Consider the following 26,076-nt stretch of genomic DNA (forward strand, 5'->3'; position numbering starts at 1 on the left):
TCGGCGGCATGGCTGGCATGCAGTCCCAAGTCTATCGGGGGCCGGGGCGGTCCGGGTCCCGCGGCCCTGTGCCGCCCGCCGGGCCGGGAATACTCTGGGGGTATGCATGAGCAGCCGGAACCCCGGGGCCCCGTTGGGCAGGTGCTGGTCCTGCTCGCACTGCTGGGCGCTTCCGGACTGGTTGCGGCACTCGGCGGGCTGGCCTCCGCAGCCAACGTCGACGGCTGGTACGCCGCCGCGGACAAGGCGCCGTGGTCCCCGCCGAACTGGCTTTTCGGGCCGGTCTGGACGCTGCTCTACATCGCGATGGCCGTAGCCGCCTGGCTGGTGTGGCGCAGCCGGTCCCCCGGGACAAGGGCGGCCCTCACCGTCTACGGCGCCCAGCTGGTGCTGAATCTCCTGTGGACGCCGGCCTTCTTCGCCCTATACCCGGCGTTCGGCACACCGGCGCTGTGGATCGGCTTGGTGATCATCGTCGGGCTGGCGGTCGCCGTGGCCGTCACCGTGGTGAGATTCGGGCCGATCAGCCCTGCCGCGGGGCTGCTGATGCTCCCCTACCTGAGCTGGATCGTGTTCGCCTCGTCCCTGAACCTGTGGGCGGCGCTGAACAACTGAGCCTCAGCACTCCACCACGTTGACGGCGAGTCCGCCCATGGCGGTCTCCTTGTATTTGGAGCTCATGTCCTTGCCGGTTTCGCGCATGGTCACGATGACCTCGTCGAGCGAGACGCGGTGCGTGCCGTCGCCCCACAGGGCCATCTTGGCCGCGTTGATGGCCTTCGCCGCGGCGATCGCGTTGCGTTCGATGCAGGGGATCTGCACCAGCCCGCCGATAGGGTCACAGGTCAGGCCCAGGTTGTGTTCCATCGCGATTTCCGCGGCGTTCTCGACCTGCTGCGGCGTGCCGCCCATGACTTCGGCCAGCCCGGCGGCAGCCATTGACGACGCCGAGCCCACCTCGCCCTGGCAGCCGACCTCTGCCCCGGAGATGGAAGCCTGTTCCTTGTACAGCACCCCGATCGCACCGGCGGTCAGCAGGAACTTGACGATCGTCTCGTCGCGGTCGGCCTGGGTGGCCTTGTCCATCCCGGGGGCGAAGTGCAGCGCGTAGTAGAGCACCGCGGGGATGATCCCGGCCGCGCCGTTGGTGGGGGCGGTGACGACACGCCCGCCGGAGGCGTTCTCCTCGTTCACGGCCAGGGCGATCAGGTTGACCCATTCCTGCCAGTACTTCGGGTCGCGGTAGTCGGGGTCCTGGTCGGCGTTTTCCTTGAGCAGGCGTTCGTGCCAGTCGGGGGCGCGGCGGCGGACCTTGAGCCCGCCGGGCAGCAGCCCCTCGCGCTTCAGGGAGGTGGCCACGCACTCGGCCATCACCGAGTAGATGTGCAGGAGGCCTTCGCGGATCTCCTCCTCGGTGCGGGAGGCACGTTCGTTGACGAACATGACCTCGCCGATCGAGAGGCCCCGGGCCTGGCAGTGTTCGAGCAGTTCCGCGGCGGTGCGGAACGGCAGCGGCAATTCCTTCTTGGATTCGTCGAGTTCCTTCAGCGCGGCGTCTTCCTCGCCGTCGCGGACGATGAAGCCGCCGCCGACGGAGAAGAAGGTGGCACTGTGCAGGGTTTCGCCGTCGGCGTCGGCAACGGTGAACGTCATGCCGTTGGTGTGCCGGGGCAGGATGGTGAGCGGCCGCAGCACCATGTCCTTGACGCCGTAGGGCAGGGTGACGGCGCCGGCCAGCTGCAGTTTCCCGCTCTCGGCGATGGCGGCCAGCCGCTCCTCCACTTCCTCGGGGAGGATCAGTTCAGGGTGGTAGCCCTCGAGGCCAAGCAGGATGGCCGTCATGGTCCCGTGCCCGTGGCCGGTCGCGGCCAGGGACCCGTAGAGGTCCACCCGCAGCGACGCCACACGCTCCAGGACCCCCGAGGCCTTGAGCTCCCCGGCGAACACCGCCGCGGCCCGCATGGGCCCTACGGTGTGCGAACTCGAAGGCCCCAACCCGATGGAAAAAAGATCAAAGACGCCAACAGCCATGGCCGGGTTCCTAACTGGATAAGTGTGGGGCTGGAGTGGCAGGTATGCTGCCCTCGAGGGGCCGGCGGAGCCGGGCTATTCGAAAGCGTGCGTCTCAGCGAGGGACGAGCGAGCACGCGTGAAAAGTCCGGTCCGCCGGGCCCGGAGCCAAACCCGAAAGAGATCGGCCCCGGGAAGCGGTCAACCTAGGTTAGCAACCGACGGGTAGAGCGGGTGGGCTGCGGCGAGGGCCTCGACCCGGGTGCGGAGACCGGAGAGGTCCGCACCGGCGTCGGCGGTCAAAGCCTCGGCGATGATGTCCGCGACTTCGGCAAAGGCAGCCTCGCCGAAGCCGCGGGTGGCCAGCGCCGGGGTGCCGATCCGCAGGCCCGAGGTGACCATCGGCGGGCGCGGGTCGAACGGGACGGCGTTGCGGTTGACGGTGATGTCGATGTCCGCGAGGCGGTCCTCGGCTTCCTGCCCGTTGAGCTCGCAGTTGCGCAGGTCCACCAGGACCAGGTGCACGTCGGTGCCGCCGGAGATCACGTTGATCCCCTTCGCGGTGACGTCCGGCCGGACCAGGCGCTCGGCGAGGATCCGGGCACCGGCGAGGACACGTTCCTGGCGTTCCTTGAATTCCGGGGACGCGGCGATCTTGAAGGCCACGGCCTTGCCCGCGATGACGTGCTCGAGCGGGCCGCCCTGCTGGCCCGGGAACACCGCGGAGTTGATCTTCTTGGCGATGTCGGCGTCGTTCGTCAGGATGATGCCGCCGCGCGGACCGGCGAGGGTCTTGTGCGTGGTGGAGGTGGTGACGTGCGCGTGCGGGACCGGCGAGGGGTGCAGTCCGGCCGCGACGAGCCCGGCGAAGTGCGCCATGTCCACCATCAGGTAGGCGCCCACCGAATCGGCGATCCGACGGAACTCGGCGAAATCGAGCTGGCGCGCGTACGCGGACCAGCCGGCAACAATGAGCTGCGGTTTGTGTTCCTGGGCGAGGCGCTCCACCTCGGCCATGTCGATCCGGTGGTCATCCTCCCGGACCTGGTACGGGATCACGTTGTAGAGCCGGCCGGAGAAGTTGATTTTCATGCCGTGCGTGAGGTGGCCGCCGTGTGCCAGGTTCAGGCCCATGATGGTGTCGCCCGGACGGATCAGGGCGTGCATCACGGAGGCGTTGGCCTGCGCACCGGAGTGCGGCTGGACGTTGGCGTACTCGGCGCCGAAGAGGGCCTTGACCCGGTCGATCGCGAGCTGTTCAATGACGTCCACGTGCTCGCAACCGCCGTAGTAGCGCTTGCCCGGGTAACCCTCGGCATACTTGTTCGTCAGCACCGAACCCTGCGCCTGCATCACGGCCCTGGCGGTGTGGTTTTCCGAGGCGATCATCTCCAGGCCGTCGCGCTGGCGGCCCAGCTCGGCGTCGATCCTGGCGGCGATCTCCGGATCCAACACGGACAGCTCCGCGTCCAGGGACGGGGAAACGACCTGCTCGAACACCGTTTCGGTCCCCGTCGCTGCCCCGCTCACAGTTCGCCGCCGTTCTTGGAGGCGTAGTCCTGTGCGGTGAGCAGCGGGCCGTCGGACTCGGCGGCCACCTTGAAGAGCCAGCCGGCGCCGTAGGGATCGCTGTTGATCAGTGCGGGGTCGTCGACGACGGCGGCGTTGATTTCGGTGACCTCGCCGGTGACCGGCGCGTACAGGTCCGAGACCGACTTGGTCGACTCGACCTCGCCGCAGGTCTCCCCCGCGGTCACCGCGGAACCGACCTCGGGCAGGTCAACGTAGACGATGTCGCCCAGGGCATCCGCGGCGACCGCGGAGATGCCGATGGACACAATGTTTGATCCGGCGTTGCCGGAGTCACGGGCAACCCACTCGTGCTCGTCGGAGTACTGCAGTTCAGGGGCAACTTTTGCCATGTGTTTTTCCTTTACGTTTGAAAAGTCGTGGGGCCACTTTAAGTGTGGCTGGGTTGGGTGGCGGATGAGGCGATTCCTCCGCGTGCTCGCTCGTTCCTCGCTTAGACGCACGCTTCCGGAATCCCCTCACCCGCCGCTATTCAGTTCAGTTTTCGGGGCCAACCGCTGCCTCCGGAAAGAAACACTGGCCGTGCGAATTTTCTAGGGCCGAGCCGCGGTAGGCGGTAGGGGCCCCAGCACCTTTGGCTTTCGAAGGCGCTGGTTCCTGTTGGTCTAGGTGTGGCGGCTTGTCCTGAAAGGTGAGCTGTCCTCGAGGGGCCGGCCGGCCGCGGTTTTCGAAAGCGTGCGTCTAAGCGAGGGACGAGCGAGCACGCGTGAAAACCGGGGCCCGCCGGTCCCGGAGCCGGGAACCGCCGGCCGGTCCCGGAGCCAGCCACCGCTCCGGGACAGGCCCCCGCCGGGCTATTTTTCGCGCTTGTAGAACGGCAGTGCGACAACTTCGAACGGCTCGCTCTTGCCGCGCAAGTCGATGTCCAGTGCGGTGCCGGGTTCGGTGAACTCGACGTCGACGTAGGCCATCGCGACGGGGTAGCCCAGGGTCGGGCTGGGCTGGCCGGAGGTGACTTCGCCGACCGTGGTGCCGTCCTTCAGGACCTGGTAGTGGCCGCGGCCGGCCCGGCGTCCGAGGCCTTTGAGTCCGACGAGCTTGCGGCCGGAGGTGGATCCGGCGCCGGCCGCCTTGAGTTCGGCCAGGGCTGCCTTGCCGACGAAGTCGCCTTCCTTGGAGAGCGCGACGACGGGGCCGAGTCCGGCGGCGAACGGGTCGCCTTCGAGCGAGAGTTCGTTGCCGTAGAGCGGCATGCCGGCCTCAAGCCGCAGCGAATCGCGGGAGGCGAGGCCGGCCGGGGTCAGTTCGCCCTCCTCGGCGATGGCGATGAGCGCCTGCCAGAGGGCGGCGGCGTCGTCGTTGGAGACGAAGATTTCGAAGCCGTCCTCGCCGGTGTACCCGGTGCGGGCCAGCAGGAGGTCCTGGCTGGCCCCGCCGAACATAAACGGGACGTCGACGGCGGCGTAGTACTTAAGGCCGGTGACGAGCTCGTGCTGGGCCGCGGGGACCAGGCGGAGCAGGATGGCTTCCGCTTTGGGGCCCTGGACCGCGATCAGCGAGGTGGAGGCGGAGGCATCTTCGACCGTGACATCAAAGCCTGCAGTCCGCTCGGCGAGGGCCGCGGCCACGACCGCTGCGTTGCCGGCGTTGGGGACCACCAGGAACTTCTGGTCGCCGCGCCGGTAGGTGATGAGGTCGTCGATGATGCCGCCGTCCTCGTTGCAGATCAGCGAGTACTTGGCCTTGCCGACCGCCATGGCGGAGATCTTGCCCACGAGGGCGTAGTCCAGGAAGGCTGCGGCGTCGGGGCCGGTGACCCAGACTTCGCCCATGTGGGAGAGGTCGAAAAGGCCCGCGGCGTTGCGGACGGCGTGGTGTTCAGCCAGTTCCGATTCGTACTTGAGCGGCATTTGCCAGCCGCCGAAGTCCGTGAAGGAGGCGCCGAGTTTCTTGTGCTCTTCGTACAGGGCAGTGTATTTCTCACTCATCGGGGGATCCTTAGTTTTCGAATTCGGAAAGCGGGGGGCAGGAGCAGATCAGGTTGCGGTCACCGGCTGCGCCGTCGATTCGGCCGACCGGCGGGAAGTACTTGTCCTGCTTGAGCGTGTGGACCGGGAAGACCGCCTGTTCGCGCGGGTAGCTGCGCTCCCAGTCGGTGCTGATCACGGCGGCCGCGGTGTGCGGGGCGTTGCGCAGCGGGCTGTGCTCGACGCTGAAGTCACCGTGGGCCACCTGGTCGATCTCGGCGCGGATGGCGATCATGGCCGTGATGAACCGGTCGATCTCGCCGAGGTCCTCAGACTCGGTGGGTTCGACCATCAGGGTGCCCGCCACGGGGAACGCGAGGGTGGGGGCGTGGAAGCCGTAGTCGATCAGGCGCTTGGCGACGTCCTCGGCGGTCACGCCGGTCTTGGCCGTGAGCTCGCGCAGGTCCAGGATGCACTCGTGGGCCACGAGGCCGCCCTCGCCGGTGTAGAGCACCGGGAAGTGGTCGTTGAGCCGCGACGCAATGTAGTTCGCCGCGAGCAGCGCCGACTTGGTGGCCTCGGTCAGGCCCTGCCCTCCCATGAGCTTCACGTACGCCCAGGAGATCGGCAGCACGCCGGCCGAGCCGTAGCGGGACGCGGAGATCGGGGTGCCCTCGGCGCCGTTGGCCGGATCGGCCGCGTTGCCCGGCATGAACGGGGCCAGGTGTGCCTTGGCCGCGACCGGGCCGACGCCGGGTCCGCCGCCGCCGTGCGGGATGCAGAAGGTCTTGTGCAGGTTCAGGTGCGAGACGTCGCCGCCGAACTGGCCCGGCTGGGCGAGCCCGACGAGGGCGTTGAGGTTGGCGCCGTCGATGTAGACCTGGCCGCCGGCGGCGTGGACGGCGTCGCAAACTTCGCGGACGTCCGCGTCGTACACGCCGTGCGTCGAGGGGTAGGTGATCATGATCGCGGAGAGCTCGTCCTTGTGCTGCTCGATCTTGGCGGTGAGGTCCGCGTGGTCGATCGTGCCGTCGGAGGCGGTGGCTACGACGACGACCTTCATGCCGGCCAGCACTGCGGAGGCGGCGTTGGTGCCGTGCGCGGAGGCCGGGATGAGGCAGATGTTGCGCTGGGCGTCGCCGCGGGAGAGGTGGTAGCCGCGGATGGCGAGCAACCCGGCGAGCTCGCCCTGGGAGCCGGCGTTGGGCTGGATGGAGACCTGGTCGTAGCCGGTGATCTCGGTCAGCTGGGCTTCGAGGTCCTCGATCAGTTCGCGCCAGCCGGCCGTCTGGGATTCGGGCGCGAAGGGGTGGATGGAGGCGAACTCCGGCCAGGAGATGGCTTCCATCTCGGCCGTCGCGTTCAGCTTCATGGTGCAGGAACCCAGCGGGATCATGGTCCGGTCCAGCGCGAGGTCCCGGTCCGATAGCCTGCGGATGTAGCGCAACAGCTGGGTCTCGGAGCGGTGCGTGTGGAAGACCGGGTGCTGGAGGTAGTCGGAGGTGCGTTCGACAGCCGCGTCCAGTGCGAACGCAGTGTCCGTGCCTGCGGCACTGTCTGCGACGCTGGCGCCGAAGGCGGCGACAACGTCGGCGACGATTGTCCCGGTCGTGGCCTCATCGGCGGAGATGCCCACCGTGTCGGCGTCGATGGCGCGCAGGTTGATGCCCCTGGCGTCGGCTGCGGCGATGATGTCCGCGGCCGTGCCCGGCACGGAGACCGTGACGGTGTCGAAGAAAGAGGCGTGCTGGACGGCCAGGCCGGCGGCCTTCAGCGAGGCGGCGATGGTCCTGGCGTGGCCGTGGACCGTTTCGGCGATCGCCTTCAGCCCGTCGGGGCCGTGGTAGACGGCGTAGAAGGAGGCCACGATGGCCAGCAATGCCTGGGCGGTGCAGATGTTGGAGGTGGCCTTCTCGCGGCGGATGTGCTGCTCGCGGGTCTGCAGGGCCAGACGGTAGGCGGGGACGCCGGCGTTGTCCTTGGAGACGCCCACGAGGCGGCCGGGCATGGAGCGCTCCAGGCCCTTCTGGACGGCCATGTAGGCGGCGTGCGGGCCGCCGAAGAACAGCGGGACGCCGAAGCGCTGCGCGGAGCCGACGGCGATGTCCGCGCCCTGTTCGCCGGGGGAGGTGATCAGGGTCAGGGACAGCAGGTCCGCGGCGACAGTGACGAGCGCGCCGCGTTCCTTGGCGTCAGCGATGACGGCCGAGTGGTCGAACACGCGGCCGGAGGCACCGGGCTGCTGCAGCACGACGCCGTTGATGACGCCGTCGGGCAGACCCTTGGACAGGTCTGCGACCTCAACCTCAAAGCCGAGGGCCTCGGCGCGGCCCTTGACGATCGCGATGGTCTGCGGGAGGCAGTCGGCGTCGAGGACGGTTTTGCCGTCGTGGGCCGTCTTATTCTTGTTGGCCCGGCGCATCATCAGAACGGCCTCGGCGACGGCGGTGGCTTCGTCCAGCAGCGAGGCGTTGGCGATCGGCAGGCCCACCAGGTCCTGGACCATGGTCTGGAAGTTCAGCAGCGCCTCGAGCCGGCCCTGTGAGATTTCCGGCTGGTAGGGGGTGTAGGCGGTGTACCAGGCCGGGGCTTCGAGGATGTTGCGGCGGATCACGGCCGGGGTGACGGTGTCGTAGTAGCCCTGGCCGATCATCTGCACGGCGGTCTTGTTCTTGGCTGCCAGCTTGCGCAGTTCGGCCAGCACTTCGACTTCGCTCAGCGCTGCTGCGAGCGCCAGGTCGGAGTCCTGCCGGATGTCCTTCGGAACGGCGGTATCCACCAGCGCGTCGACGGTGTCGTAGCCGACAGCCTTCAGCATGGTGTCGACGTCGGCCTGGCGGCGCGCGCCGATGTGCCGGTCAACGAAGGACGTGGAGGCTGAGGTAACAGTCACAAGGAACTCCATAACTAAGGCGGCGAGGGTACGCCACATTGATTCGGGTTCCTCCCCGCTCTGTATTGGACCTGAGAGTTTCCGCGGAGCCGCTTTGGCCGGGCTCCGCTTGCACCGTCGGTGAGCACGGCGCGTCACGAGACGCGCTTGCTGCTTTCCAGAGTTGCCTTGCCGCGGCGGTACATGGGCCTGAGAGATTCCTGGGGAGGGTTTGCTCCTACGGCGCCTGCTTGTACCTACTTGCAGAACTCTCCCGCCGCAGATCAAAGGCATATTCAGTTGCTCGTGACCGCAGTCACAACTTCTATTGTCCTATGCCGGAGACGCGTCCGCAAACTCCGGCGCCCGGACCGCTTCAGCGTTACGGTAGAGCGGTCGCCCAGATGCGGCGGTGCGGGCGGTTTCGAGACGAGGAGAGAATTCATGCTGGAGCAGAGGGCATTCGGGGCCACCGGTTTGGAGGTCTCCATTGTGGGGCTCGGCGCCGGCCAGATCGGCGAAAGCGATGTCACGGAGGCCGAAGCCGCAGAAGTGCTCAACGGAGCACTGGATCTGGGCGTCACGCTGATCGATACTGCGGCCAGTTACGGGCTGAGCGAGGAGCGTATTGGCCGGCACCTTGGCGGACGTCGGGATGAGTTCGTGCTCTCCACCAAGGGCGGGCCGAAGATCAACGGCCAGCGGGATTGGTCCCCGGGCAGCGTGCTTGAGAGCATCGAACAGTCTTTGCGCTTGACCCGGTCGGAGCGGATCGACATCTTCTATCTGCACTCTTGCCCGCTGGACATCCTGCGGCGCGGAGAGCTGCAGGACACCTTGGACCAGGCCGTCGACGCCGGCAAGATCGGCATCGCCGGCTACAGCGGCGACAATGAGCCTCTTGCCTTCGCCGTGGAGTCCGGCCGGTTCGGCGCCATCGAAACCAGTGTCAACATCGCCGACCAGTGGAATTTGCGAAACGTTCTCGGCCGGCGCCCCGAACTGGGAGTCATCGCCAAGCGCCCGATCGCGAATGCGCCGTGGCGGTTCGCCGAGCGTCCGGCCGGGAACTACGCCGAGCTTTACTGGGAGCGGCTAAAGGCTCTGGAGCTCGACCCGGGGGACATGGACTGGGCCGAGTTCGCCCTGCGCTTCACCGTGTATGCCCCCGGCGTGCACACCGCTATTGCCGGCACGGCCAAGCTGGACCACCTTCGCCGGAACCTCATGGCCGCCAGCCAAGGTCCGCTTCCGGCCGCAGCCTTGGACGGCATCGACCGCGCTTGGCGCGCTGTCGGCTCCGACTGGCCCGCTTCGACCTGACAGCCAGCAGACCTCACCACGTCCCCGGACCGGCAGCGTGCGGGGCGTCGACGCCGCGCGAGCCCTGTCACGCGGCCAGGCGGAAATGACAGCGACTGTGCTGCTGCACGGCGGCGGGGGCATCGCGTTCGATGGATGAGCGCAGGGCCGCCGCCTGCGCGGCGTCCAACCCGGCCTCCCGGGAACGCCGGGCCACAACAGCAAGCCGGTCCGCCACCTCATTCAACGGATCTCCGGCGTGCCCTTTGACCCAGCACAGCTCGGCCGAGGGTCCCGACAGCAGGGCGCAAATCCGGCCGACCTCGCCGCGGACGACGCCGGACCCGCCGGCCGGGAGGGACCCCGCCAGGCCCCGGCGCACCAGTTCCAGTCCACCCCGGCTGTCGCTGAAGAGCCGGAGGGTTCCGAGTCCACCGCGCAGGGCGGGGTGCAGGGACAGCGCCAGTTGGATGCCCTTGCGCATGGCCTTGAGCTCCGCGTGCAGGACGCTCGAGCACACGGCGGTTCCGGCCCCCGTCCGGAAGCTGCTGCCTTCGCCGGTCGCGACGACCCAGCCCAGGCCAACGGTCATTCCTCTGCCTTTGGAGGCGTCTGTCACCACATCCACCACTCCCCCTCCGGCGGACAGCCCGGCCAGGACGGCCGCTTCAGTCCTCCCATCGCTACTGCAGGAAACTTCAGCGAGGGAGATTGCCTCCGCCAGCCCGAGTTCCGACACCTGCCTGCGGAGCTCAAGCAGGAGCCGGCGGCATGCCACCACCCGCACTACCGCGCGCAGCTCAGCCTCGGCGCCGTGCGGACCGGCGCCCGGCCGCCGCTCCAGCAGCGCCAGGAGCACCTCCATCGCGATTCGCCGGTAGCAGTGGTCCGCACCCGGGCCGATGGCCGCGGTTCCCGTTACGAGGGGAGGATCCTTAGGACCGGCCGTTCCGGCGGAGGCTGCCGCGGCTCCGCCGACCGGGGCCAGCGCCCAGCAGCCCAGACCGAACTGGACCGTGGCCGCGACTTCCACGATGCTCGCCAGGTGATGCTTGCGGACCTCCGCCAGCATCACCCCGCGCCGCATCGGTGCCGACGGCTTCGGAACCGTCGTTCTCATTGGCGCCGGTGAAATGGTCTGCGCGGTCATACTTCCCCCTGTTTGGCAGGTCCCGGACGGCGTCCGGGGTTACTGGAAGGAAGGCTAACCGCGAGGTCCGACAATAAGGGCTGGGGGCTCAGGCGCGCAGCCGCTCGACGGCGGCCAGCAGCCTCTCGACGTCGCCGGCCTCCGTCAGCGGCCCCTCGCCGGGGCCGCGCGCCAGCATGGCATTGAAGTACAGCCCGTCCCCCATGTACAGCACGGCCTTCGCCATCGCGGGCCCGACGTCGGCCGCGAGCAGCGCCAGCCAGCTGGCCTGGACGCCGGCCATCCGGCGCAGGGTCTCTGCGTGCGCGACTTCGGCCAGCCGGGTGGCGGCCACGAACACCCGGTCCAGCGGGGTGTCGGCCCACACCGAGGACTTGATGAAGTAGGCCGCGGCGCCTTCGGGAGCGGCCGCCATGGCGTCGAGGTCCTCCGCGAGGAGCCGGTCCAGGCGCTCCAGCAGCACCGAGACCATGGCCTCCTTGTTCGGGAAGTGGTACAGCAGGCCGCCCTTGGAGACGCCTGCCAGCCGGGCCACCGCATCCAGCGTCGCGGCGCGTTCCCCCTCGGCGATGAGCAGGGATTCAAAGGCGTCGAGGACGGCTTCGCGGGCGACGGGTTTTCTGGCCATGGGTTACATCATGCCTGTCAGGAAGCGCATTTCTTAACTATACCGTCCAGACGGTATAGTTAACCTCCATGACCACCGCATCCCTGTCCGCACACGCCCGCCCGCCAGCGGCCGCCGAGCCGGCGCCGCGCACGCCCTGGCGCGACTGGCTGGCGTTGTCCCTGCTGATGTTCCCGGTACTGCTGGTGGCCGTGGACAACACGGCCCTGACCTTCGCGCTACCGGCGATTGCCCGCAGCCTGGATGCCACCGGCGTGGAACTGCTCTGGATTGTCGATGCGTATCCGCTGGTCTTGGCCGGCCTGTTGGTGGCGATGGGCAGCCTGGGCGACAGGATCGGTCGGCGCCGGCTGCTGTTTGTCGGCAGTGCGGGCTTCGCAGCAGTCTCCGCGGTGACGGCCTTTGCCCCCGGTGCGGCGTGGCTGATCGCAGGCCGGGCAGGGCTCGGCTTCTTCGGCGCCATGCTGATGCCATCCACGCTGTCGCTGATCAGGAACATCTTCCCGGAACCCAACCGGCGCCGGCTCGCGGTGGCGATCTGGGCTGCCGGCTTCTCCGCTGGCGCCGCACTGGGACCGATCCTGGGCGGCTGGCTGGTGGAACACCTCTGGTGGGGTGCTGTCCTGCTCGTCGCGGTGCCCATCATCCTGCCGCTGATGGTCCTGGGGCCGGCCCTGATCCCGGAATCGCGCGACCCAAACCCAGGCCCCGTGGACGCGCCCAGCATCGCACTGTCCCTGCTTGCCATGGTCCCGGTGGTCTACGGCATCAAGATCCTGGCGACCCACGGCCCGGCGCCGGAACCGCTGGCCGCCCTCGGCGTCGGCCTGCTGATGGGCTACGCCTTCGTCCGCCGCCAGCGCCGGCTGGCGGCATCGGCGTCGGCCGCTCCCCTGCTGGACCTCAGCCTCTTTGGCAACCCTGTCTTCAGCACCGCCATCACAGCCAACGTCCTGGCCTTGTTTTCCTACAACGGGTTCATCCTCTTCCTCGCCCAGCACCTGCAACTGCTGGAGGGCCAGTCACCGTCGGAGTCCGGCCTGGCGATGGTCCCGGCCCTGGCCGCCACGGTCGTCGCGGGGCTGCTCGTGGTGCCGCTGGTGCGCAAGATCCGCCCGGGCTTTGTGGTCGCGGGCGGACTGCTGCTGAGCGCCACGGGATATGCCTTGGTGGCCCTGGGCGACCACAGTGCCGGCCCGGGGCTGTTGCTGGCCGCCCTGCTGGTGCTCTGCCTGGGCGTCGGCGCGGCCGAAACTATCTCCAACGACCTCATCCTGGGGGCGGTCCCGGCAGTGAAATCGGGCGCCGCGGCGGCCATTTCGGAAACCGGCTACGAGGTCGGCTCCCTGCTCGGCACGGCCATCCTCGGCTCCATTCTCACGGCGTCGTACCAACGCAACCTGCAGCTTCCCGCCGACGTCGCCCAGGCCGGCCCCGGGGCGGTCCACCAGGCGGGGGAAACCCTTGCCGGGGCGGCCGAGCTGGCCCGGGCCCTCCCGGCACCGCTGGCGGAGGCCGTGACGGCTGCCGCCAGGAGCGCCTTCGATTCCGGCGTCCACATCACGGCCGCCATCGCGCTGGTGCTGATGGCCGGCGCCGCCGTCCTGGCCGCCGTGGTCCTGCGGAAAGTGCCGACGGCGCGCTAACCGGGAGCGTCAGCCGGCGCCCCGCCTGGTCACTTAAAAGCGAACGTCCGACGCCGGGTGGGAACCCGGCGCCGGGCGCTTGGAGGGCGCGCTGGCCTGCTACTTCTTGGTGTCTGGCGTGGTGACGCTGGCGGACGCGCGCATGGTTTCGGCGTTCACCATCCAGGCGAACTGCTCGAACTTGGCAATGAATTCATGCAGCAGGTCGGCGGTGGTGGGGTCTTCCTCATCCACCTCGTCGTGCACCTTGCGCATGGTGCCGACGGCGGCCTCAAGCGCGGCGACGATCTTGTCGATCGCGTCCTTGGTGTTGATCAGGCCGGCAGGGAATTCCGCCAGAGCGGTGGACTTGGAAACCGTCGAGCTGCGGCCGTCCGGCAGTGCGTGCAGGGCGCGCATCCGCTCGGCCAGGTCGTCGGCGAAACCGCGGGCAGCTTCGATAATCTCGTCCAGCTGAAGGTGGAGGTCGCGGAAGTTCGTGCCCACGATGTTCCAGTGCGCCTGCTTGCCCTGGACATGGAGTTCAATGAGGTCCACGAGAACGGCCTGCAGGTTGCTTGTCAGGGTGGGTGTTGCTTTCATGCATCCTCCTTGATTGGAACGTCTGGTACGGCGTTATGCCTCAGACGCTACCCCAGTGAGGACGCCCCCGCGACGGCCGCGGCGGAATTTCACGGTCAGCTTACTAAGTGAGCTTAGTAACGGACCGGAATGGCCTTAGACGGCCTGGTTCAGCATCGGCCCCTGCGGGAAGATGGCCCGGGTGATCCCTCCGGCAGTCGCGTCGGACAACTGGGCAAGGTAATCGTTCCGGCGGCGCGGCGTGATCCGCGACTGCGGTTCGAAGCCCTGGTCCGGGTCGTCCGCGTAGTGGGCGGTAAGGCCGTCACGCATCAGGCGGATCGCTTCGGCGCGCTGCTGCGACACGGCGGCGTGCGTGGAACCCAGTTCGGCTGCCAGATCCTTGACGGTGCGGTCGCCGAAGTAGATCTCCTCGACCACGTAGCGCATTCGCTCGGGCAGGGATTTCACGGCGGCCCGGAGGTACTGGAGACGTTCGTCAGCAAGCACGGAGTGCTCCGGCGACAGGGTTTCCGCTGCCAGCGTGTCCACAACGGCGTCGTCGAGCGGCGTGAGGGTGCGGGACGCATCTGCCAGCGCCGCCTCCACCACGCTTTGCTGGACGCCCAGCGCGGAGGCAATCTCATCCACCGAAGGCGTGCGGCCGAGGGCGGCCGCAAGGGTCTCCTGGACGGACATGGTCTCTTTGATCCGGCGGCGCGCGGAGCGGGTGGCCCAGTCACTGGCCCGCATCTCGTCCGCGAAGGCGCCAAGGATGCGACGCCGGGCGAAGGCGCCGAAAGGCACGCCAAGGTCCGGGTCGAAGGAGTCTGCCGACGTAATCAAGGCAACGGCGCCGGCCGACGCCAAATCATCGCGCGAGAGGTGGGACGCCTTCGAGCACAAATCTGAGACGAGATAACCCACCAGCGGAAGGTGCTGGGTGACCATCTCGTTGCGTTCCACGCGATTCAATAGTGTGTCCCCCCATGAGACCGGATCAGGAGCTTTAAAACCCTGAGAACCGCACCCGCAAACGGTCCCGCACTCCCCCCATGGGAGGCGGTGTTCGAAGCTCGGGCGCAGCACCCAGAACGAAACCTATCACCTGATCTGGAATCTGCGTGTACCCTCAGGGAAAAGCTTGGCGGAAAATGCGGAAAGCCGCAATTTGGCCGGGATGGCAAGGGAATGGGGCCCATGGGTGTAGGGGATCTTTCGGCGGCACTGTGGCAGGAGCGGCGGCAGCTGGAACTACTCCTGTTCAGGCTGGAAACCCAGCGCCTGCACGTGGCTGCCGGCAACACCCACTGGCTGACTTTCACCGCGTCCGAGGTCGAGTCGGTACTGGACCGCCTGCGCTTCGACGCCCTCGCCAGGCATGTCGAATCGGCGGCTGTGGCGGCCGAGTGGGGCCTGCCGGCGCAGGCGACCCTGGTTGAACTGATCGCGGCCGCCCCGCCGGGTGCCTGGCCGACGGTCCTGCAGGAGCACCTGGACGGTCTGCGCCAGTTGTTAGCCCGGCTCGGCGACACGGCCCGCGCCAGCGAGGAGATGCTTCAAAGCCGGCAGCTGCCCGCCGGTTCCGGCGATTCGGCCGCGCTGCTGGAGCAGCTGACGATGGCGGGAAACCTTGAACGTGCCTTGGCCATTACGCGCCGCGCCAGCCAGCCGCTGATGGCCCAGTACCTCGGCGACGACGCGAACTCCCGCTAGCCGCCGTCAGTCAACGGGGCGGGCGGCCGCCGGGGGAAGTAACCCGCGCAAGGCGTCTTCGGTTCCCGCGCCGGCTTCCGCGCCCGCTTCAGCGGCTGCCAGGTTCGCCGCCGCGATGGCCTCGATGACTTCCCGCCGCTGGATCGGGACACCGCGGGGCGCCTCGATGCCGATCCGGACGCCGTCTCCGCGGCCTTCCAGAACAGTGATGACGATGCCGTCGCCGATCATGATCTGTTCGCCCGGCTTGCGTGTAAGTACCAGCATTCTCTCAATCTACCCTTCGCGGCCCGGCGCTGCGTCCCACGGCAGCGGCCGGGTCGCCGGCCGGCCGTCGATCCAGCCCACGGGCAGGCCGAGGGCGTCAACGCTTTCGGGGGTGGCGGTGTCCGCGGCGCCCACCACGGCCACCGCGGCCACGTCGAGCCGCGCCCTCAGCAGGCCCACCCAACGGGCCGAATCCTCATGCTTGCGGCCGGCGTCCACGACGACCCAGAGCTGGTCCGGCGAGAGCGCCGCGATCGCCTGGAGCCGGGCGAGGGTGTTGCGTGCCTTGCCCAGCCCAAAGGCCGCCAGCACCGTCTGCTCGGTTTCCACGGCGTGGGCGCGGGCCGCCGTCGCGCTCTGGCGTCCGTCCAGGTGCAAGTGGCCGTAGGCGCTTAGCTCCCCCGCGGTGCGGACGTCCGCACCCCCGGTGGCGATGGACATGGCCAGGGCCGTGTCGAGTGCGTCGTCGTCGAGGCCCACCAGCACCACCAGGTCGCCGGTGCCGTTCAGCGGGACGGGGACAGTCTCCCGTGCCGGCGCGGCGCCCCGCGACGACGGCGACGGCGACGGCGCCGCCTGGCCGGCGGATGTCGCGGGGCGCTCCCCGTCCCCCGGGCGCGCCGAAACCACGGGCGCGGGCTGTGCTGCCTGCGACCGGAGCCCGGAACCGAGCTGGTCCAGCAGTTCGGCGAAACCCGGCGACTCGGTGGAAACGCCGGGACCGGCCGTCCGGTGCAGGGTCAGTTCGGCGGCGTCGGCTTCGGCCAGCAGGGCAGCGATCGCATCGCCTTGCAACTCGTGGCCGGGAGCGGCGGCCAGCCGCTGGACGCCCGGCCTCGTGGGCCGGGTGGTGTCCCGCGGCGTGTCGCCGCCGGTGGGCCGCGGCATGGGCCGGGGGGTTTCCCCCGGCGTGTCGCCGGGCATGTCGACGATCTCGCCTTCGGACAGGATGTCGGCGTCCGGGAGGACTTCACCGGTCACGACGTCGTGCCGGGGCTGGACCTCGATGACGGCTTCATAGCGGTTGGCGGCGAAGAGCCCGGCGATGCCGGGGCTGATGACACGTTCCGCGGACACGATGCGGGCCGCGGGGCCGTACTGGGCTTCTGCCTTGCTGCGGATTTCCTCCAGCGAGGCTCCCTTAAGCCGATAGCGGTTCGGCATGGCGCACGACTCCTACGGTTTCGATCCGGACGTTGGCGGAGGTGACTTCACGGTAGGACAGCACCGGCAGGGAACCCGGCTGCGCTCCGACGAGCCGATGGATCGCCGGGCGCAACGCGGGGGCGCACACCAGGACGGCCTGCCGGTTGGCGGCGGCCGCGGAGTCAACCGCGTTGCGCACCGAACGCAGCACGGCGTCGAGCCTGTCCTGCCCCATCACAATCTGGCTGCCGCCCTCGGCCGGGCGCATGTCCTCGAGCATGGACTGTTCCAGCAGCGGATCGATCATGATCACGTTGAGCACGGGGCCCTCCATGAACTTCGCGGTCAGCGCCGGTCCCAGGGACTGGCGGGCGGCCTCCACAAGCGATTCCGGGTCGGTGGAGATCTTGGCCCGGAGCGTGAGCGCCTCGTAGATGCGGGCCAGGTCGTTGATGGGGACCTGCTCGTCGAGCAGGCCCTGGAGCACGCGCTGCAGCTCGGCGAGCGAGAGCAGGGCCGGGGTGAGTTCGTCGACAGCCGAGGGACTCTGCTTACGGACGCCCTCGGTCAGCACCCGGACATCTTCGCGGGAGAGCAGCCGGGCGGCGTTGGCCGTGACGATAGAGGACAGGTGGGTGACAAGCACCGAGACCCGGTCGATCACGGTGGCCCCGGTCATTTCGGCGTTGTGCCGCATCTCGGCCGGAATCCACTTCCCGGCGAGGCCGAAGACCGGTTCGATCATCGCGACGCCCGGCAGCGAGTCCAGCAAGTCGCCGAGGGCCAGCATCTGGCCGGCCGGGGCGGTGCCGCGGCCGGCTTCCACGCCCGCGATCCGGATGGCGTAGGTGGCCGGCGGCAGGTCCACGCTGTCCCTGGTGCGGACCGGCGGGATGACCAGGCCCAGTTCCATGGCGATCTTGTGCCGGAGCGACCGGACCCGGGCCAACAGGTCGTCCGAGGCGCCGGAGACCATGTCCACCAGATCCGGGGCCAGCAGGATCTCCACGGGGTGGATGCGCATATCCTCGAGCAGCTTCTCGTTCGGGTCCAGCTCCGGGGAGTTCAAGGCCGCGGCCTCGGCATCGCGGGCCCGCTCCGCCTCCTTCTGGCTGGCTGCGGTGCGGCGGGAGGCCAGGATCAGCCCGGCGCCGACGAGGATGAACGGAATGGGCGGCATGCCGGGGATGAGCGCCATGGCGATGGCGGCCACGCCGGCGATCAGCAGGGCATTCGGTGACTGCAGCAGCTGGGTGGAGGCCGTCCGGCCCATGTCCGCTTCGGCGTTGGACCGGGTCACAATCATGCCGGTGGAGACCGCCATGAGCAGCGCCGGAATCTGTGTGACGAGGCCGTCGCCCATGGTCAGGAGGCCGTAGGTGTTGAGGGCGTCGCCGATTTGCATGCCGCGCTGCAGCATGCCGATGGCGATGCCGCCGATGAAGTTGATGATGATGATGATGATGCCGGCGATGGCATCGCCCTTGACGAACTTGGAGGCGCCGTCCATGGCACCGTAGAAGTCGGCTTCCGCCGAGACCTCCGCGCGCCGCTCCCGGGCCTGGGTGTCCGTGATCAGGCCGCCGTTGAGGTCGGCGTCGATCGCCATCTGCTTGCCGGGCATGGCGTCCAGGGTGAAGCGCGCGCCCACCTCGGCGACGCGCTCGGCGCCCTTGGTGACCACAACGAACTGGATCACCACCAGGATCAGGAAGACGACGGCGCCGATGATCATGGAGCCGCCGACCGTCACCTTGCCGAAGGCCTCGATGACCTGCCCGGCGTAACCGTTGCCCAGCACCAGACGGGTGGAGGCGACGTTCAGGCCCAGCCGGAACAGCGTGGCCACCAGCAGCAGCGAGGGGAACACGGAGAAGTCCAGCGGCTTCTTCACGAACATGCTGGTCAGCAGCACCAGCAGCGCGAGCAGGATGTTGCACACGATCAGGAAATCCAGCAGCGGGGCGGGCACGGGAACCACCAGCAGCAGCACGATGCCTACGATGCCGATGGGCACCGCAAGCCGGGCGAGCCTGTTGTTCATGATGCGGTCCTTTCACAGACGCTGGTTCGAAAAGTGTGCTCCACAATGTGTCTGGCGATTTTCACAGCGCGGCCCCTGCCATGCGGTGCAGCCCGGCGCCGGCGCCGCGGGCCTTGAGCGACATAACGAAGGCCAGCACCCCGGCCACGGCGTGGTAGAAATCCACTGGGATCTCCTGCCCCAGCTCGCAGGCGCCGTGCAGCGCCCGGGCAAGCGGGATGTCCTGGACCATCGGCACGTTTTTCGCCTCGGCCTCCTGCCGGATGCGTGCCGCGACGTGGCCGGCGCCCTTGGCCACCACCCGCGGAGCGGACTTTCCCGGCTCGTATTTCAGTGCGACGGCGACGTGCGTGGGGTTGACGAGCACGACGTCGGCGTCGCCGATCGCCGCGATCATGCGGTTCCGGCTCATGGCCAGCTGCCGGGCCCGGCGCTGGGACCGGATCAGCGGGTCGCCTTCGCTGCTCTTGTTCTCGTCCTGGACTTCCTTCTTGGACATCCGGGTTTTCTTCCGGTTCCGGCGCATCACCACAAAGAAGTCCACCGCGGCCAGCGCGATGCCGGCGAAGACGGCGAACTGGACCAGTGAGGAGATGCCGCCGCCTGCGGCCGCGACGACGCCGGCCACCGGCAGTCCGCCCGCAGTGAGCAGCACCGGGATCAGGCCCTGCACCACGGAGTAAAGCACGAGGCCCACGACACTGGCTTTCAGCAGGGCCTTGACGCCGCCCCAGAGCGCCTGGGTCCCGAAAATACGCTTCAGCCCGCTCAGCAGCTTGAAGTTCTCGAAGTCCAGGCGGAACTTCTTCAGGTGGATGCCGCCCTGCAGCGCGGAGCCGACCAGGACGACGACGAGCACCACGATCAGCATGGGGCCGAGGATTCCGGCCAGCGAGCCGAGCCCCGCCTCCAGGGCTTTGAGGGCCTTTGCCGGGTCCGGCTGCGCCATCACGCCCTTGACGCTGAAGACCTGGTCCGTGGCGGCGCTGGCCCCGCGCTCGACGGTGGAGGGAATCATGACCGCGGCGGCGCCGACCGCCAGCCACGCGGTGAGGTCCTGGGAGCGGGAGAGCTGGCCCTTGGAGCGCACCTCCCGCATGCGTTTGTCGGTGGCTTGTTCGGTCTTTTCCTGTGAATCCGACATCAGCCCACCCCCAGCACGGTCTTGGCAGCCTGCCCGGCGAGGGTGGAGACGATCCTGGGCAGCGCGAGGAAGAGGAATCCGGCCAGTGCGAGGGTCAGCATGATCTTCAGCGGGAAGCCCAGCGAGAAAGCGTTCAGCGCGGGGGCCACGCGGGTAAGCAGGCCCAGTCCGACGTCGGCGAGGAAGAGCACCACGAGCAGCGGCCCGGCGATCTGGACGGCGGCGAGGAACATGCCGGTCACCGCGGATGTCATGGCCTGGACCGGCTGGGCGAGGTCAAGGCCGCCGGCCAGCGGCAGCGCGGTGAAGCTTCCGGTCAGGCCGCCGATGACCAGTTGGTAGCCGTCCGAGGAAAACAATAGGGCCAGCGCGGCCATCTGCAGCAGCCGGGTGAACTGCGCGCCGTTGACCATCATCTGCGGGTCGAAGGCCTGGGCCATCTGGAAGCCGCTGAAGAGGTCCACCAGGGAGCCCGCGGACTGGACCGCGGCGAAGACCAGCATGACCAGGAAGCCCAGGACCAGGCCGGTGACGAGTTCCAGGACCACCCCGGTGAGGAACCCCGCCGTGTCGCGCGCGACGTAGCCGGCGGAAAGCCGCTGCGACACGGCCAGGCCCAGGCCCACGCCCAGCATGGCCTTAATCCGTCCGGGAAACGCCTGGTGCGCGAAAGGCGGCGCCACAATCAGGAAAGCCGTCATCCGGACGGTGGCGAGCAGGAGGACTTCCAGCCACGTCTGGTCGATCGGGATGCCCACCTCACAGGCCCCCGAGCAGGGACGGAATCTTGGCGAACAGGTCGTTGGTGAAGGCGACCATCTCCGTGATCATCCAGTGCCCGCAGATCACCAGGGCCACCGCTACGGCGGCGAGTTTGGGCACGAAGGAGAGGGTGGCTTCCTGGAGCTGGGTGATGGACTGCAGGAGGGAGATTGCCAGGCCCACCACCAGCGCCGTCACGAGCACCGGCGCGGAGAGTTTGGCAGCCACGATCATGGCCTGGAGGCAGATGTCCAGGACGGCGTTGGCGTTCATCCCGTGCCCGCATAACTCTGGATCAGCGAGGTGATGATCAGGCCCCAGCCGTCCACGAGGATGAAGAGCAGGATTTTGAACGGCAGCGAGATCATGACCGGCGGGAGCATCATCATGCCCATGGACATCAGTGCCGCGGAGACGACGAGGTCGATCACGAGGAACGGGATGAAGATGACGAAGCCGATGATGAAGGCCGCGCGGAGTTCGGAGATCATGAACGCCGGGATCAGCGTCTGCAGCGGCACCGACTCCGGCGTCGCCGGGTTCTCCATGCCGGCCGCGCGGGTCATCAGGGCGATGTCTTCCTCGCGGGTATGCGCCAGCATGAAGTGCTGCAGCGGCCCCGAGCCGGCGCTGAGCGCGCCGTTGAAGTCGAGGGTGCCGTTTAGGTAGGGCTGCACGCCGATGGTGTTCATCTCGTTGATGACCGGCCACATGACGAAGATCGACAGGAACAGGGCCAGTCCCGCGAGCACCTGGTTGGGCGGGATGGAGGGCAGCGAGAGCGCGTTGCGGGTCATGGCGAGCACCACGAAGATCTTGGTGAACGAGGTCATCATCAGCAGCAGCGCAGGCGCCACGGACAGCAGCGTGATCCCGATCAGGGTCAGGACCGCTGTGGAGGGCTTCCCGTCCATGCCGTTGATCTCTATGTTGACGCTGCCGGTGTCCGGGCTGGCCGGCGGTGTGGGCGGAACCGGCGGGACGGGGGCGGCGTGCCCGGCTGAGGCGGAGAACCACAATAGAAGGACGGCGAACAGCACGGCGGCGACGCCGATGGCGAGGATCCTACCGGGTCGGCGGGCGTTGACGGGGCGGATCAATTGCGGCGTCCGCTCCTGAGAGCGGCAGCGGCCTGCTTCCAGGTGGAACCGGCCAGGATCGACCCGTGCAGCGGCGCGTGTGGCGGGTTGCCCGGCATGGCGGACCGCCCCGGGCCGGTCCGGGCGTGGGAATCGCGGTGGATGGAACTGCGGCGGGACAGCGGCAGTTCCGGCGTCGCGCCGGGCCCGGGCTGGCTGCTGGGCTGGCCGCCAGCCTGCGGTGCGGCCCCGGCGTCGTTCCGGGGCGCGGCGGAGGCGCCCGCGAGGATCTGCGCGAAGGCCCCGGCCGCACCGCCGCGGCGGGGCTCCGGAGCCAGGTCTTCGACGGCCTCTTCCGGGATGTCGCCGGTGTGGAGGACGTTGACGGCGTGATCGGTGACGCCGAGCAGGAAGCGGTGGCCGCCGGCGTCGACCACCACGACGGAGGCGCGCTGGCCGAGGCTTTGGCGGCTGACGACGCTCAGCGCGGCGTCAGCGCGGCGCCGTCCCGGGCCTTTGCCGAGACGGCGTTGCAGCAACCAGATCAGGCCAAGCACCGCGCCCAGGGCTACGGCTACCCGCAGCCCGAGGATCAGCGAGTCCATTCAGCTGAGCCCCTCGGCCACGTCGAGGATCCGGGTGATCCGCACGGCGTAGTCCTGGTCCAGGACGACGACCTCGCCGTGCGCGATCAGCCGCCCGTTGAGCAGCACGTCGGCGGGGGCGCCCGCGGAGCGGTCGAGTTCGATGATCTTGCCGGGTTCAAGCGAGAGCACGTCGCGGACAGACATGCGGGTGCGGCCGATCTCCACGGTCAGGGCCATCTCGATGTTGTTGATGCGGCCCAGCCGGCCGGCCACCGTGTCGCCGCCGCCGAAGAGGTCGCCCGCGCGGTCCTGGCTGGTGCCGTGTTCGCGCAGCCGGACGGCGAACCAGGCCGCCGGGCTGGTGCCGTCGGAGAGTTCGAAGACGGCGGTGTCCGGGTCCGAGAGCAGCCCGGAGGCATCGGATTCGCGCAGGTCGGACAGCACGCCGGCGCCGAAGACGGAGCTGGCGCTTTCCATCGCCGGGCGGAGCACGTCGGTGACGGAGACGACGCCGAGCTGGCCGCCGGCCATGCCGCCGGCCGCTTCGTCCAGGAAGGTGCGGTCGCTGAGCATCAGGGCCAGGTCGGCGGTTACCGATCCGACAAAGGTCGCCGTGACGGCCTGCCGGGCGTAGGGGGCCGCGGCGCGGGCGGGGACCAGGGCAACAACCTTCAGGGCCACCGGGCTCGGCAGCTCCTCAACAAGCCGTTCCGCCGACGATTCATGCTTGGTCAGGGTGATGCTCATTGGTTGTTCTCCTCGATTGTGACAATGACGGCCGCGGCCCGGGACCCGTTGCGGGCGGGGGCGGCGGTCGCCAGCCTCGTGCCGTCCAGGGTGAGGTCGAAGGGGCGGTTTTCCAGGTGCGGGAGGGTCAGCACGTCGCCGACCGCGAGGCCCAGGACCTGGCTGGGGGTGACGTACGACGTCGACAGCCGGACCGAGAGCTCCACCGGGACGCGCTCCAACTGGGAACTGACGCGGGCGGCGGCGTCGCCGCGGTTGTCCGTCGGGTTGACCTTCTTCAAGCGGCCCAGCAGGATGGCTGCCGGCACCGCAAGGGTGGCGGGAGCGCTGATGTTGCCGACGTTGATGGTGAAGGAGGCGACGATCATCAGTTCGCTCGGCGCCGCGGCCTGGGCGAACTGGGAGTTGTACTGCACGGTGTCGACCCGGATGGATTCGCTCAGCAGCGGTCCGAGCGAGTAGCCGAGGTCCTCGAGGGCCTCGTCCATGAGCCCCTTGACCAGGGCCTGTTCGATCTGGGTGAACTTCCGGTCCGGCATGGCCGTGTCGTTCGAGGCGCCGAGCATCCGGTTGATCCAGCCGAGGGCGGCGGGCGCGGGGAACTGCACGACGAGCTTGGAATCGTGTGCTTCGACGGTGCACAGGACCATCGCCGTCACGGCCGGCAGGGAGGCGGCGTACTCGTCGTAGCTCTGCATGCCGACGTCTTCGAGCCGCACCACGGATTTCACCCGGACCTTGGCGGTCAGCTGCGTTCCCCACTGGCGGGCAAAGGTTTCGAAGGCGAGTTCCAGGACGCGGCTGTGCTCGCGCGCCAGCGTCGCCGGACGCCGGAAGTCATAGACGCTGACGGTCCGCTCCCGCACCACTTCCCGCTCATCCAGAACACTCACGGTTGCCACTATCGGCAAGGGATCGGCCGCCGTAAGCCATCCGCCCGAGGCAATACCCGCCTATTTCTGGGTGAGCTTCATCGCCTCAGGAATGAGGGCGCGGACGACGTCGGGCTTGTCCGAAATCACCACGATGTCCACCCGGCGGTTCCGTTCCATCAGTTCCGGGGTGGAATCGTCGTTGACCTGCCGGGCGGAGCCGAACGCGACCGCCCCGATCCGTCCCGGGGGGATCCCGCCGCGGTCCACCATGTAGCGCAGCACGTTGACCGCCCGGGCCGAGGACAGCTCCCAGGTGGACGGGTAGGACGTGATGCCGTTGGCCGCGTGGCCCTCCACCATGAGTTCCAGGGCGGCCGGGCCGAGGATGGGCGAGATGATCTGCAGCACCTGGGAGGCCCGGTCCGTGAGCTCGGGCCGGTCCGCGGCGAAGAAGGCCTGGGAGCCGATCAGCTTGACCGTCAGGCCGCGCTGGTCGATCTGGAACTCGACGTTGTCGGTGAGCCCGGCGGCGGCGAGGCCGGCCTTCATTTTGGCTTCCAGGGCGCGCAGCCGGTCGACCTCTTTCTTGGCTTCCTCGAGGGCTGCCTGCGTGGCCGGGTTGTCCGGGGCCGGGACGGCGGCGAAGGCTTCGAGGTTCTTGTCGACGAATTCGGGCGGCACCACCGTTCCGGAGGCGGTGTCCACGGTTTCCGAGGCCACCGCGCCGAAGCCGGTGGCGAGCGAGTTGCGCAGCTTTTCGAACTTGTTCGCGTCGACCGTGGACATGGCGTACAGGACGATGAACAGGCACATGAGCACGGTGACCATGTCCATGTAGGAGGCCATCCAGCGTTCGTCGACGTGGTGCGCCTCGGGTTTTTTGCGCGGCCGACGTCGGCCGCTCACGCGGCCGCGTCCATCGGCTCCGCAGAGGCGTCCCCGCTGGGCGCCTTCCGGCCCTTGTCCGCCCCCTTGAGCTGGTGTTCCGGGACCATGGAGCGGAGCCGTTCGGCCAGCAGCAGCGGCTGGGCGCCGGACTGCACGGCGAGCATGCCCTCCATCACGAGCGTCATGCGTTCGATGTCCAGCTCGGAGAGCCTGGCCAGGCGCGAACTGAACGGCAGCCAGATGAAGTTGGCAGAGAGCAGGCCCCACAGGGTCGCGACGAACGCGGCGGCGATCATGTGCCCCAACTCGTCCGGCTTCGAAAGATTTTCCAGGACGTGGGTCAGGGAGACGACGGTTCCGACAATGCCGATGGTCGGGGCGTAGCCGCCGAGGCTGGCGAAGAACTTTGAGGAGGCGTGGTCGCTGCGCGACTTTGTGTCGATCTCGTCCTCCATCTGCATCCGGAGGTCCTCGGCGTCGGTGCCGTCGGCGATGTTTTGCAGGGCGCGGGCGAGGAAGGGGTCCTTGACGCTAGCCGCCTCCTCCTCGAGGGAGAGCAGGCCCTCGGCGCGTGCCTTTTCAGCAAAGCGGACCATCTGGTCGATGCTTTCCTGCGGCTTCGATGTTTTGCCCATAAACATTCCCGGCACGGACTTGAACGCCTGGAGCACGTCCTTGAGGGTGTTGCCGGCCAGCCCGACGGCCAGGGTTGCGCCGAAGACCAGGACCAGGGGTCCGGGCAGCAGCAGGGCGGTGATGCTGCCGCCTTCAATGAGCACCATCGTGATGACGGACCCAAAGGCCAGGAGCAGTCCAATGATTGTTGCGGGATCCATGGCTTACTTCCTAGGTGATTCAGGTGCAGGGGCGCCGGACTCGTCGTCCGGTCCGGCCGGCGGGACCAGGCTCAACGGGTACCCCGTGACCGCGGGAAAGTCCCGCGCCTTGCTCAGCACATAGGCGCGGTAGTCGGCGATCAGCTCGACCACCTCGGCGAGGCTTTCGAGCACCACGTACGCGGCGCCGTCGAGCGTGACCAGGTGGGTGTCCGGGCTCTCGTGGATCCGTTCGATCAGGTCCGGATTGACCGCGAAGCGCGTTCCGTTGAGGCGTGTGACAACGATCATGGGCCGATTCTGCTCTGGGGACTGCTCG

26 protein-coding genes and 2 riboswitches are annotated in these 26,076 nt (G+C 68.5%); of the genes, 4 read left to right on the forward strand and 22 right to left on the reverse strand.

Translation table 11 applies throughout. The annotated features are described in order from the left end of the window. Positions 1–102: 102 nt before the first annotated feature. Positions 103–615 carry a TspO/MBR family protein gene (locus tag ACZ5Z0_RS06075; protein WP_464110321.1) on the forward strand — a complete coding sequence of 171 codons (513 nt, stop codon included), beginning with the start codon at positions 103–105 and terminating at the stop codon, positions 613–615. A gap of 3 nt (positions 616–618) precedes the next feature. On the opposite strand, the gene ACZ5Z0_RS06080 is transcribed toward ACZ5Z0_RS06075, so the two are convergent. From ACZ5Z0_RS06080 to gcvP, 5 genes are all read right to left on the reverse strand, one after another. Beyond that, positions 619–2,031 carry an L-serine ammonia-lyase gene (locus ACZ5Z0_RS06080; RefSeq protein WP_464110322.1) on the reverse strand — a complete coding sequence of 471 codons (1,413 nt, stop codon included), beginning with the start codon at positions 2,029–2,031 and terminating at the stop codon, positions 619–621. A gap of 180 nt (positions 2,032–2,211) precedes the next feature. Then, positions 2,212–3,540: a serine hydroxymethyltransferase gene (glyA, locus tag ACZ5Z0_RS06085; protein ID WP_464110323.1), complete on the reverse strand. Its 1,329-nt coding sequence runs from the start codon at positions 3,538–3,540 to the stop codon at positions 2,212–2,214. Next, positions 3,537–3,932 carry a glycine cleavage system protein GcvH gene (gcvH, locus tag ACZ5Z0_RS06090; protein WP_464110324.1) on the reverse strand — a complete coding sequence of 132 codons (396 nt, stop codon included), beginning with the start codon at positions 3,930–3,932 and terminating at the stop codon, positions 3,537–3,539. Before gcvH ends, glyA begins: the two co-directional genes overlap by 4 nt. Positions 3,933–4,394: 462 nt before the next feature. After that, the gene (gene gcvT, locus ACZ5Z0_RS06095) at positions 4,395–5,528 is read right to left on the reverse strand and encodes a glycine cleavage system aminomethyltransferase GcvT (RefSeq protein WP_464110325.1); all 1,134 of its coding nucleotides are present in this window, start codon (positions 5,526–5,528) and stop codon (positions 4,395–4,397) included. Positions 5,529–5,538: 10 nt separating this feature from the next. After that, the gene (gene gcvP, locus ACZ5Z0_RS06100) at positions 5,539–8,400 is read right to left on the reverse strand and encodes an aminomethyl-transferring glycine dehydrogenase (protein WP_464110326.1); all 2,862 of its coding nucleotides are present in this window, start codon (positions 8,398–8,400) and stop codon (positions 5,539–5,541) included. Positions 8,401–8,450: 50 nt separating this feature from the next. After that, positions 8,451–8,566: riboswitch (glycine riboswitch) on the reverse strand. A 1-nt stretch (position 8,567) separates the two neighbouring features. Further along, positions 8,568–8,666, reverse strand: a riboswitch (glycine riboswitch). Positions 8,667–8,823: 157 nt separating this feature from the next. Here gcvP and ACZ5Z0_RS06105 point away from each other — a divergent pair. Beyond that, the gene (locus tag ACZ5Z0_RS06105) at positions 8,824–9,702 is read left to right on the forward strand and encodes an aldo/keto reductase (protein ID WP_464110327.1); all 879 of its coding nucleotides are present in this window, start codon (positions 8,824–8,826) and stop codon (positions 9,700–9,702) included. A 67-nt stretch (positions 9,703–9,769) separates the two neighbouring features. On the opposite strand, the gene ACZ5Z0_RS06110 is transcribed toward ACZ5Z0_RS06105, so the two are convergent. Both ACZ5Z0_RS06110 and ACZ5Z0_RS06115 read right to left on the reverse strand, forming a co-directional pair. After that, positions 9,770–10,801 carry a ribonuclease H family protein gene (locus ACZ5Z0_RS06110; protein ID WP_464110328.1) on the reverse strand — a complete coding sequence of 344 codons (1,032 nt, stop codon included), beginning with the start codon at positions 10,799–10,801 and terminating at the stop codon, positions 9,770–9,772. Between the two features lie 118 nt (positions 10,802–10,919). After that, entirely contained in the window at positions 10,920–11,459 is a 540-nt protein-coding gene (locus tag ACZ5Z0_RS06115; protein ID WP_464110329.1) for a TetR/AcrR family transcriptional regulator, read from the reverse strand. Positions 11,460–11,527: 68 nt separating this feature from the next. Here ACZ5Z0_RS06115 and ACZ5Z0_RS06120 point away from each other — a divergent pair, with 68 nt between their 5' ends. Further along, on the forward strand, positions 11,528–13,105 hold the full coding sequence (locus ACZ5Z0_RS06120; RefSeq protein ID WP_464110330.1) for an MFS transporter: 1,578 nt from the start codon (positions 11,528–11,530) through the stop codon (positions 13,103–13,105). 99 nt (positions 13,106–13,204) lie between these two features. Here ACZ5Z0_RS06120 and ACZ5Z0_RS06125 read toward each other — a convergent pair whose 3' ends face one another. Next, on the reverse strand, positions 13,205–13,687 hold the full coding sequence (locus tag ACZ5Z0_RS06125) for a Dps family protein (RefSeq protein ID WP_138770185.1): 483 nt from the start codon (positions 13,685–13,687) through the stop codon (positions 13,205–13,207). A gap of 135 nt (positions 13,688–13,822) precedes the next feature. Next, positions 13,823–14,641: a sigma-70 family RNA polymerase sigma factor gene (locus ACZ5Z0_RS06130; protein WP_464110331.1), complete on the reverse strand. Its 819-nt coding sequence runs from the start codon at positions 14,639–14,641 to the stop codon at positions 13,823–13,825. Positions 14,642–14,866: 225 nt separating this feature from the next. Between ACZ5Z0_RS06130 and ACZ5Z0_RS06135 the strand changes: the two genes are divergently transcribed. Further along, the gene (locus ACZ5Z0_RS06135; protein WP_464110332.1) at positions 14,867–15,382 is read left to right on the forward strand and encodes a flagellar protein FlgN; all 516 of its coding nucleotides are present in this window, start codon (positions 14,867–14,869) and stop codon (positions 15,380–15,382) included. Positions 15,383–15,388: 6 nt separating this feature from the next. Here the strand turns inward: ACZ5Z0_RS06135 and ACZ5Z0_RS06140 are convergent, their stop codons facing one another. The 13 genes from ACZ5Z0_RS06140 to ACZ5Z0_RS06200 form a co-directional block, all read right to left on the reverse strand. Further along, a complete protein-coding gene (locus ACZ5Z0_RS06140) occupies positions 15,389–15,649 on the reverse strand; it encodes a carbon storage regulator (RefSeq protein ID WP_138770188.1) in 261 nt (86 codons plus the stop codon). Positions 15,650–15,658: 9 nt separating this feature from the next. Further along, entirely contained in the window at positions 15,659–16,813 is a 1,155-nt protein-coding gene (locus ACZ5Z0_RS06145) for a hypothetical protein (RefSeq protein WP_464110333.1), read from the reverse strand. Next, entirely contained in the window at positions 16,791–18,839 is a 2,049-nt protein-coding gene (locus ACZ5Z0_RS06150) for a flagellar biosynthesis protein FlhA (RefSeq protein ID WP_464110334.1), read from the reverse strand. Before ACZ5Z0_RS06150 ends, ACZ5Z0_RS06145 begins: the two co-directional genes overlap by 23 nt. A 61-nt stretch (positions 18,840–18,900) precedes the next feature. After that, positions 18,901–19,983, reverse strand: coding sequence for an EscU/YscU/HrcU family type III secretion system export apparatus switch protein (locus tag ACZ5Z0_RS06155; protein WP_464110335.1), 1,083 nt, complete (start codon positions 19,981–19,983; stop codon positions 18,901–18,903). Then, positions 19,983–20,741, reverse strand: a complete 759-nt coding sequence (locus ACZ5Z0_RS06160) for a flagellar biosynthetic protein FliR (protein ID WP_146335706.1) — start codon at positions 20,739–20,741, stop codon at positions 19,983–19,985. The genes ACZ5Z0_RS06155 and ACZ5Z0_RS06160 overlap by 1 nt, the downstream gene beginning before the upstream one ends. Position 20,742: 1 nt before the next feature. Then, on the reverse strand, positions 20,743–21,018 hold the full coding sequence (fliQ, locus tag ACZ5Z0_RS06165) for a flagellar biosynthesis protein FliQ (RefSeq protein ID WP_138770193.1): 276 nt from the start codon (positions 21,016–21,018) through the stop codon (positions 20,743–20,745). Further along, entirely contained in the window at positions 21,015–21,845 is an 831-nt protein-coding gene (fliP, locus tag ACZ5Z0_RS06170) for a flagellar type III secretion system pore protein FliP (RefSeq protein WP_464110336.1), read from the reverse strand. The genes fliQ and fliP overlap by 4 nt, the downstream gene beginning before the upstream one ends. After that, on the reverse strand, positions 21,842–22,429 hold the full coding sequence (gene fliO, locus ACZ5Z0_RS06175; protein WP_464110337.1) for a flagellar biosynthetic protein FliO: 588 nt from the start codon (positions 22,427–22,429) through the stop codon (positions 21,842–21,844). The genes fliP and fliO overlap by 4 nt, the downstream gene beginning before the upstream one ends. Continuing rightward, a complete protein-coding gene (gene fliN / locus ACZ5Z0_RS06180) occupies positions 22,430–23,158 on the reverse strand; it encodes a flagellar motor switch protein FliN (protein WP_441418232.1) in 729 nt (242 codons plus the stop codon). Then, entirely contained in the window at positions 23,155–24,051 is an 897-nt protein-coding gene (locus ACZ5Z0_RS06185) for a flagellar motor switch protein FliM (protein WP_464110338.1), read from the reverse strand. Before ACZ5Z0_RS06185 ends, fliN begins: the two co-directional genes overlap by 4 nt. Before the next feature lie 60 nt (positions 24,052–24,111). After that, positions 24,112–24,939, reverse strand: coding sequence for an OmpA/MotB family protein (locus ACZ5Z0_RS06190; RefSeq protein WP_464110339.1), 828 nt, complete (start codon positions 24,937–24,939; stop codon positions 24,112–24,114). Beyond that, entirely contained in the window at positions 24,936–25,757 is an 822-nt protein-coding gene (locus ACZ5Z0_RS06195) for a motility protein A (RefSeq protein ID WP_464110340.1), read from the reverse strand. The genes ACZ5Z0_RS06190 and ACZ5Z0_RS06195 overlap by 4 nt, the downstream gene beginning before the upstream one ends. Before the next feature lie 3 nt (positions 25,758–25,760). Then, positions 25,761–26,048, reverse strand: coding sequence for a flagellar FlbD family protein (locus ACZ5Z0_RS06200; protein WP_464110341.1), 288 nt, complete (start codon positions 26,046–26,048; stop codon positions 25,761–25,763). Positions 26,049–26,076 lie beyond the last annotated feature (28 nt).

This window comes from Arthrobacter sp. T2-23 (assembly GCF_055398325.1).

Bases quoted from the DNA above. Each gene is read 5' to 3' on its own strand.
- ACZ5Z0_RS06140 (WP_138770188.1), bottom strand. From the start codon at position 15,649: ATGCTGGTACTTACACGCAAGCCGGGCGAACAGATCATGATCGGCGAC.
- ACZ5Z0_RS06195 (WP_464110340.1), bottom strand. From the start codon at position 25,757: ATGGATCCCGCAACAATCATTGGACTGCTCCTGGCCTTTGGGTCCGTC.
- ACZ5Z0_RS06115 (WP_464110329.1), bottom strand. From the start codon at position 11,459: ATGGCCAGAAAACCCGTCGCCCGCGAAGCCGTCCTCGACGCCTTTGAA.
- gcvH (WP_464110324.1), bottom strand. From the start codon at position 3,932: ATGGCAAAAGTTGCCCCTGAACTGCAGTACTCCGACGAGCACGAGTGG.
- ACZ5Z0_RS06110 (WP_464110328.1), bottom strand. From the start codon at position 10,801: ATGAGAACGACGGTTCCGAAGCCGTCGGCACCGATGCGGCGCGGGGTG.
- ACZ5Z0_RS06075 (WP_464110321.1), top strand. From the start codon at position 103: ATGCATGAGCAGCCGGAACCCCGGGGCCCCGTTGGGCAGGTGCTGGTC.
- fliO (WP_464110337.1), bottom strand. From the start codon at position 22,429: ATGGACTCGCTGATCCTCGGGCTGCGGGTAGCCGTAGCCCTGGGCGCG.
- fliN (WP_441418232.1), bottom strand. From the start codon at position 23,158: ATGAGCATCACCCTGACCAAGCATGAATCGTCGGCGGAACGGCTTGTT.
- ACZ5Z0_RS06080 (WP_464110322.1), bottom strand. From the start codon at position 2,031: ATGGCTGTTGGCGTCTTTGATCTTTTTTCCATCGGGTTGGGGCCTTCG.
- ACZ5Z0_RS06145 (WP_464110333.1), bottom strand. From the start codon at position 16,813: ATGCCGAACCGCTATCGGCTTAAGGGAGCCTCGCTGGAGGAAATCCGC.
- ACZ5Z0_RS06135 (WP_464110332.1), top strand. From the start codon at position 14,867: ATGGGTGTAGGGGATCTTTCGGCGGCACTGTGGCAGGAGCGGCGGCAG.
- ACZ5Z0_RS06150 (WP_464110334.1), bottom strand. From the start codon at position 18,839: ATGAACAACAGGCTCGCCCGGCTTGCGGTGCCCATCGGCATCGTAGGC.
- ACZ5Z0_RS06200 (WP_464110341.1), bottom strand. From the start codon at position 26,048: ATGATCGTTGTCACACGCCTCAACGGAACGCGCTTCGCGGTCAATCCG.
- ACZ5Z0_RS06155 (WP_464110335.1), bottom strand. From the start codon at position 19,983: ATGTCGGATTCACAGGAAAAGACCGAACAAGCCACCGACAAACGCATG.
- ACZ5Z0_RS06120 (WP_464110330.1), top strand. From the start codon at position 11,528: ATGACCACCGCATCCCTGTCCGCACACGCCCGCCCGCCAGCGGCCGCC.
- ACZ5Z0_RS06105 (WP_464110327.1), top strand. From the start codon at position 8,824: ATGCTGGAGCAGAGGGCATTCGGGGCCACCGGTTTGGAGGTCTCCATT.
- ACZ5Z0_RS06125 (WP_138770185.1), bottom strand. From the start codon at position 13,687: ATGAAAGCAACACCCACCCTGACAAGCAACCTGCAGGCCGTTCTCGTG.
- fliQ (WP_138770193.1), bottom strand. From the start codon at position 21,018: ATGAACGCCAACGCCGTCCTGGACATCTGCCTCCAGGCCATGATCGTG.
- gcvT (WP_464110325.1), bottom strand. From the start codon at position 5,528: ATGAGTGAGAAATACACTGCCCTGTACGAAGAGCACAAGAAACTCGGC.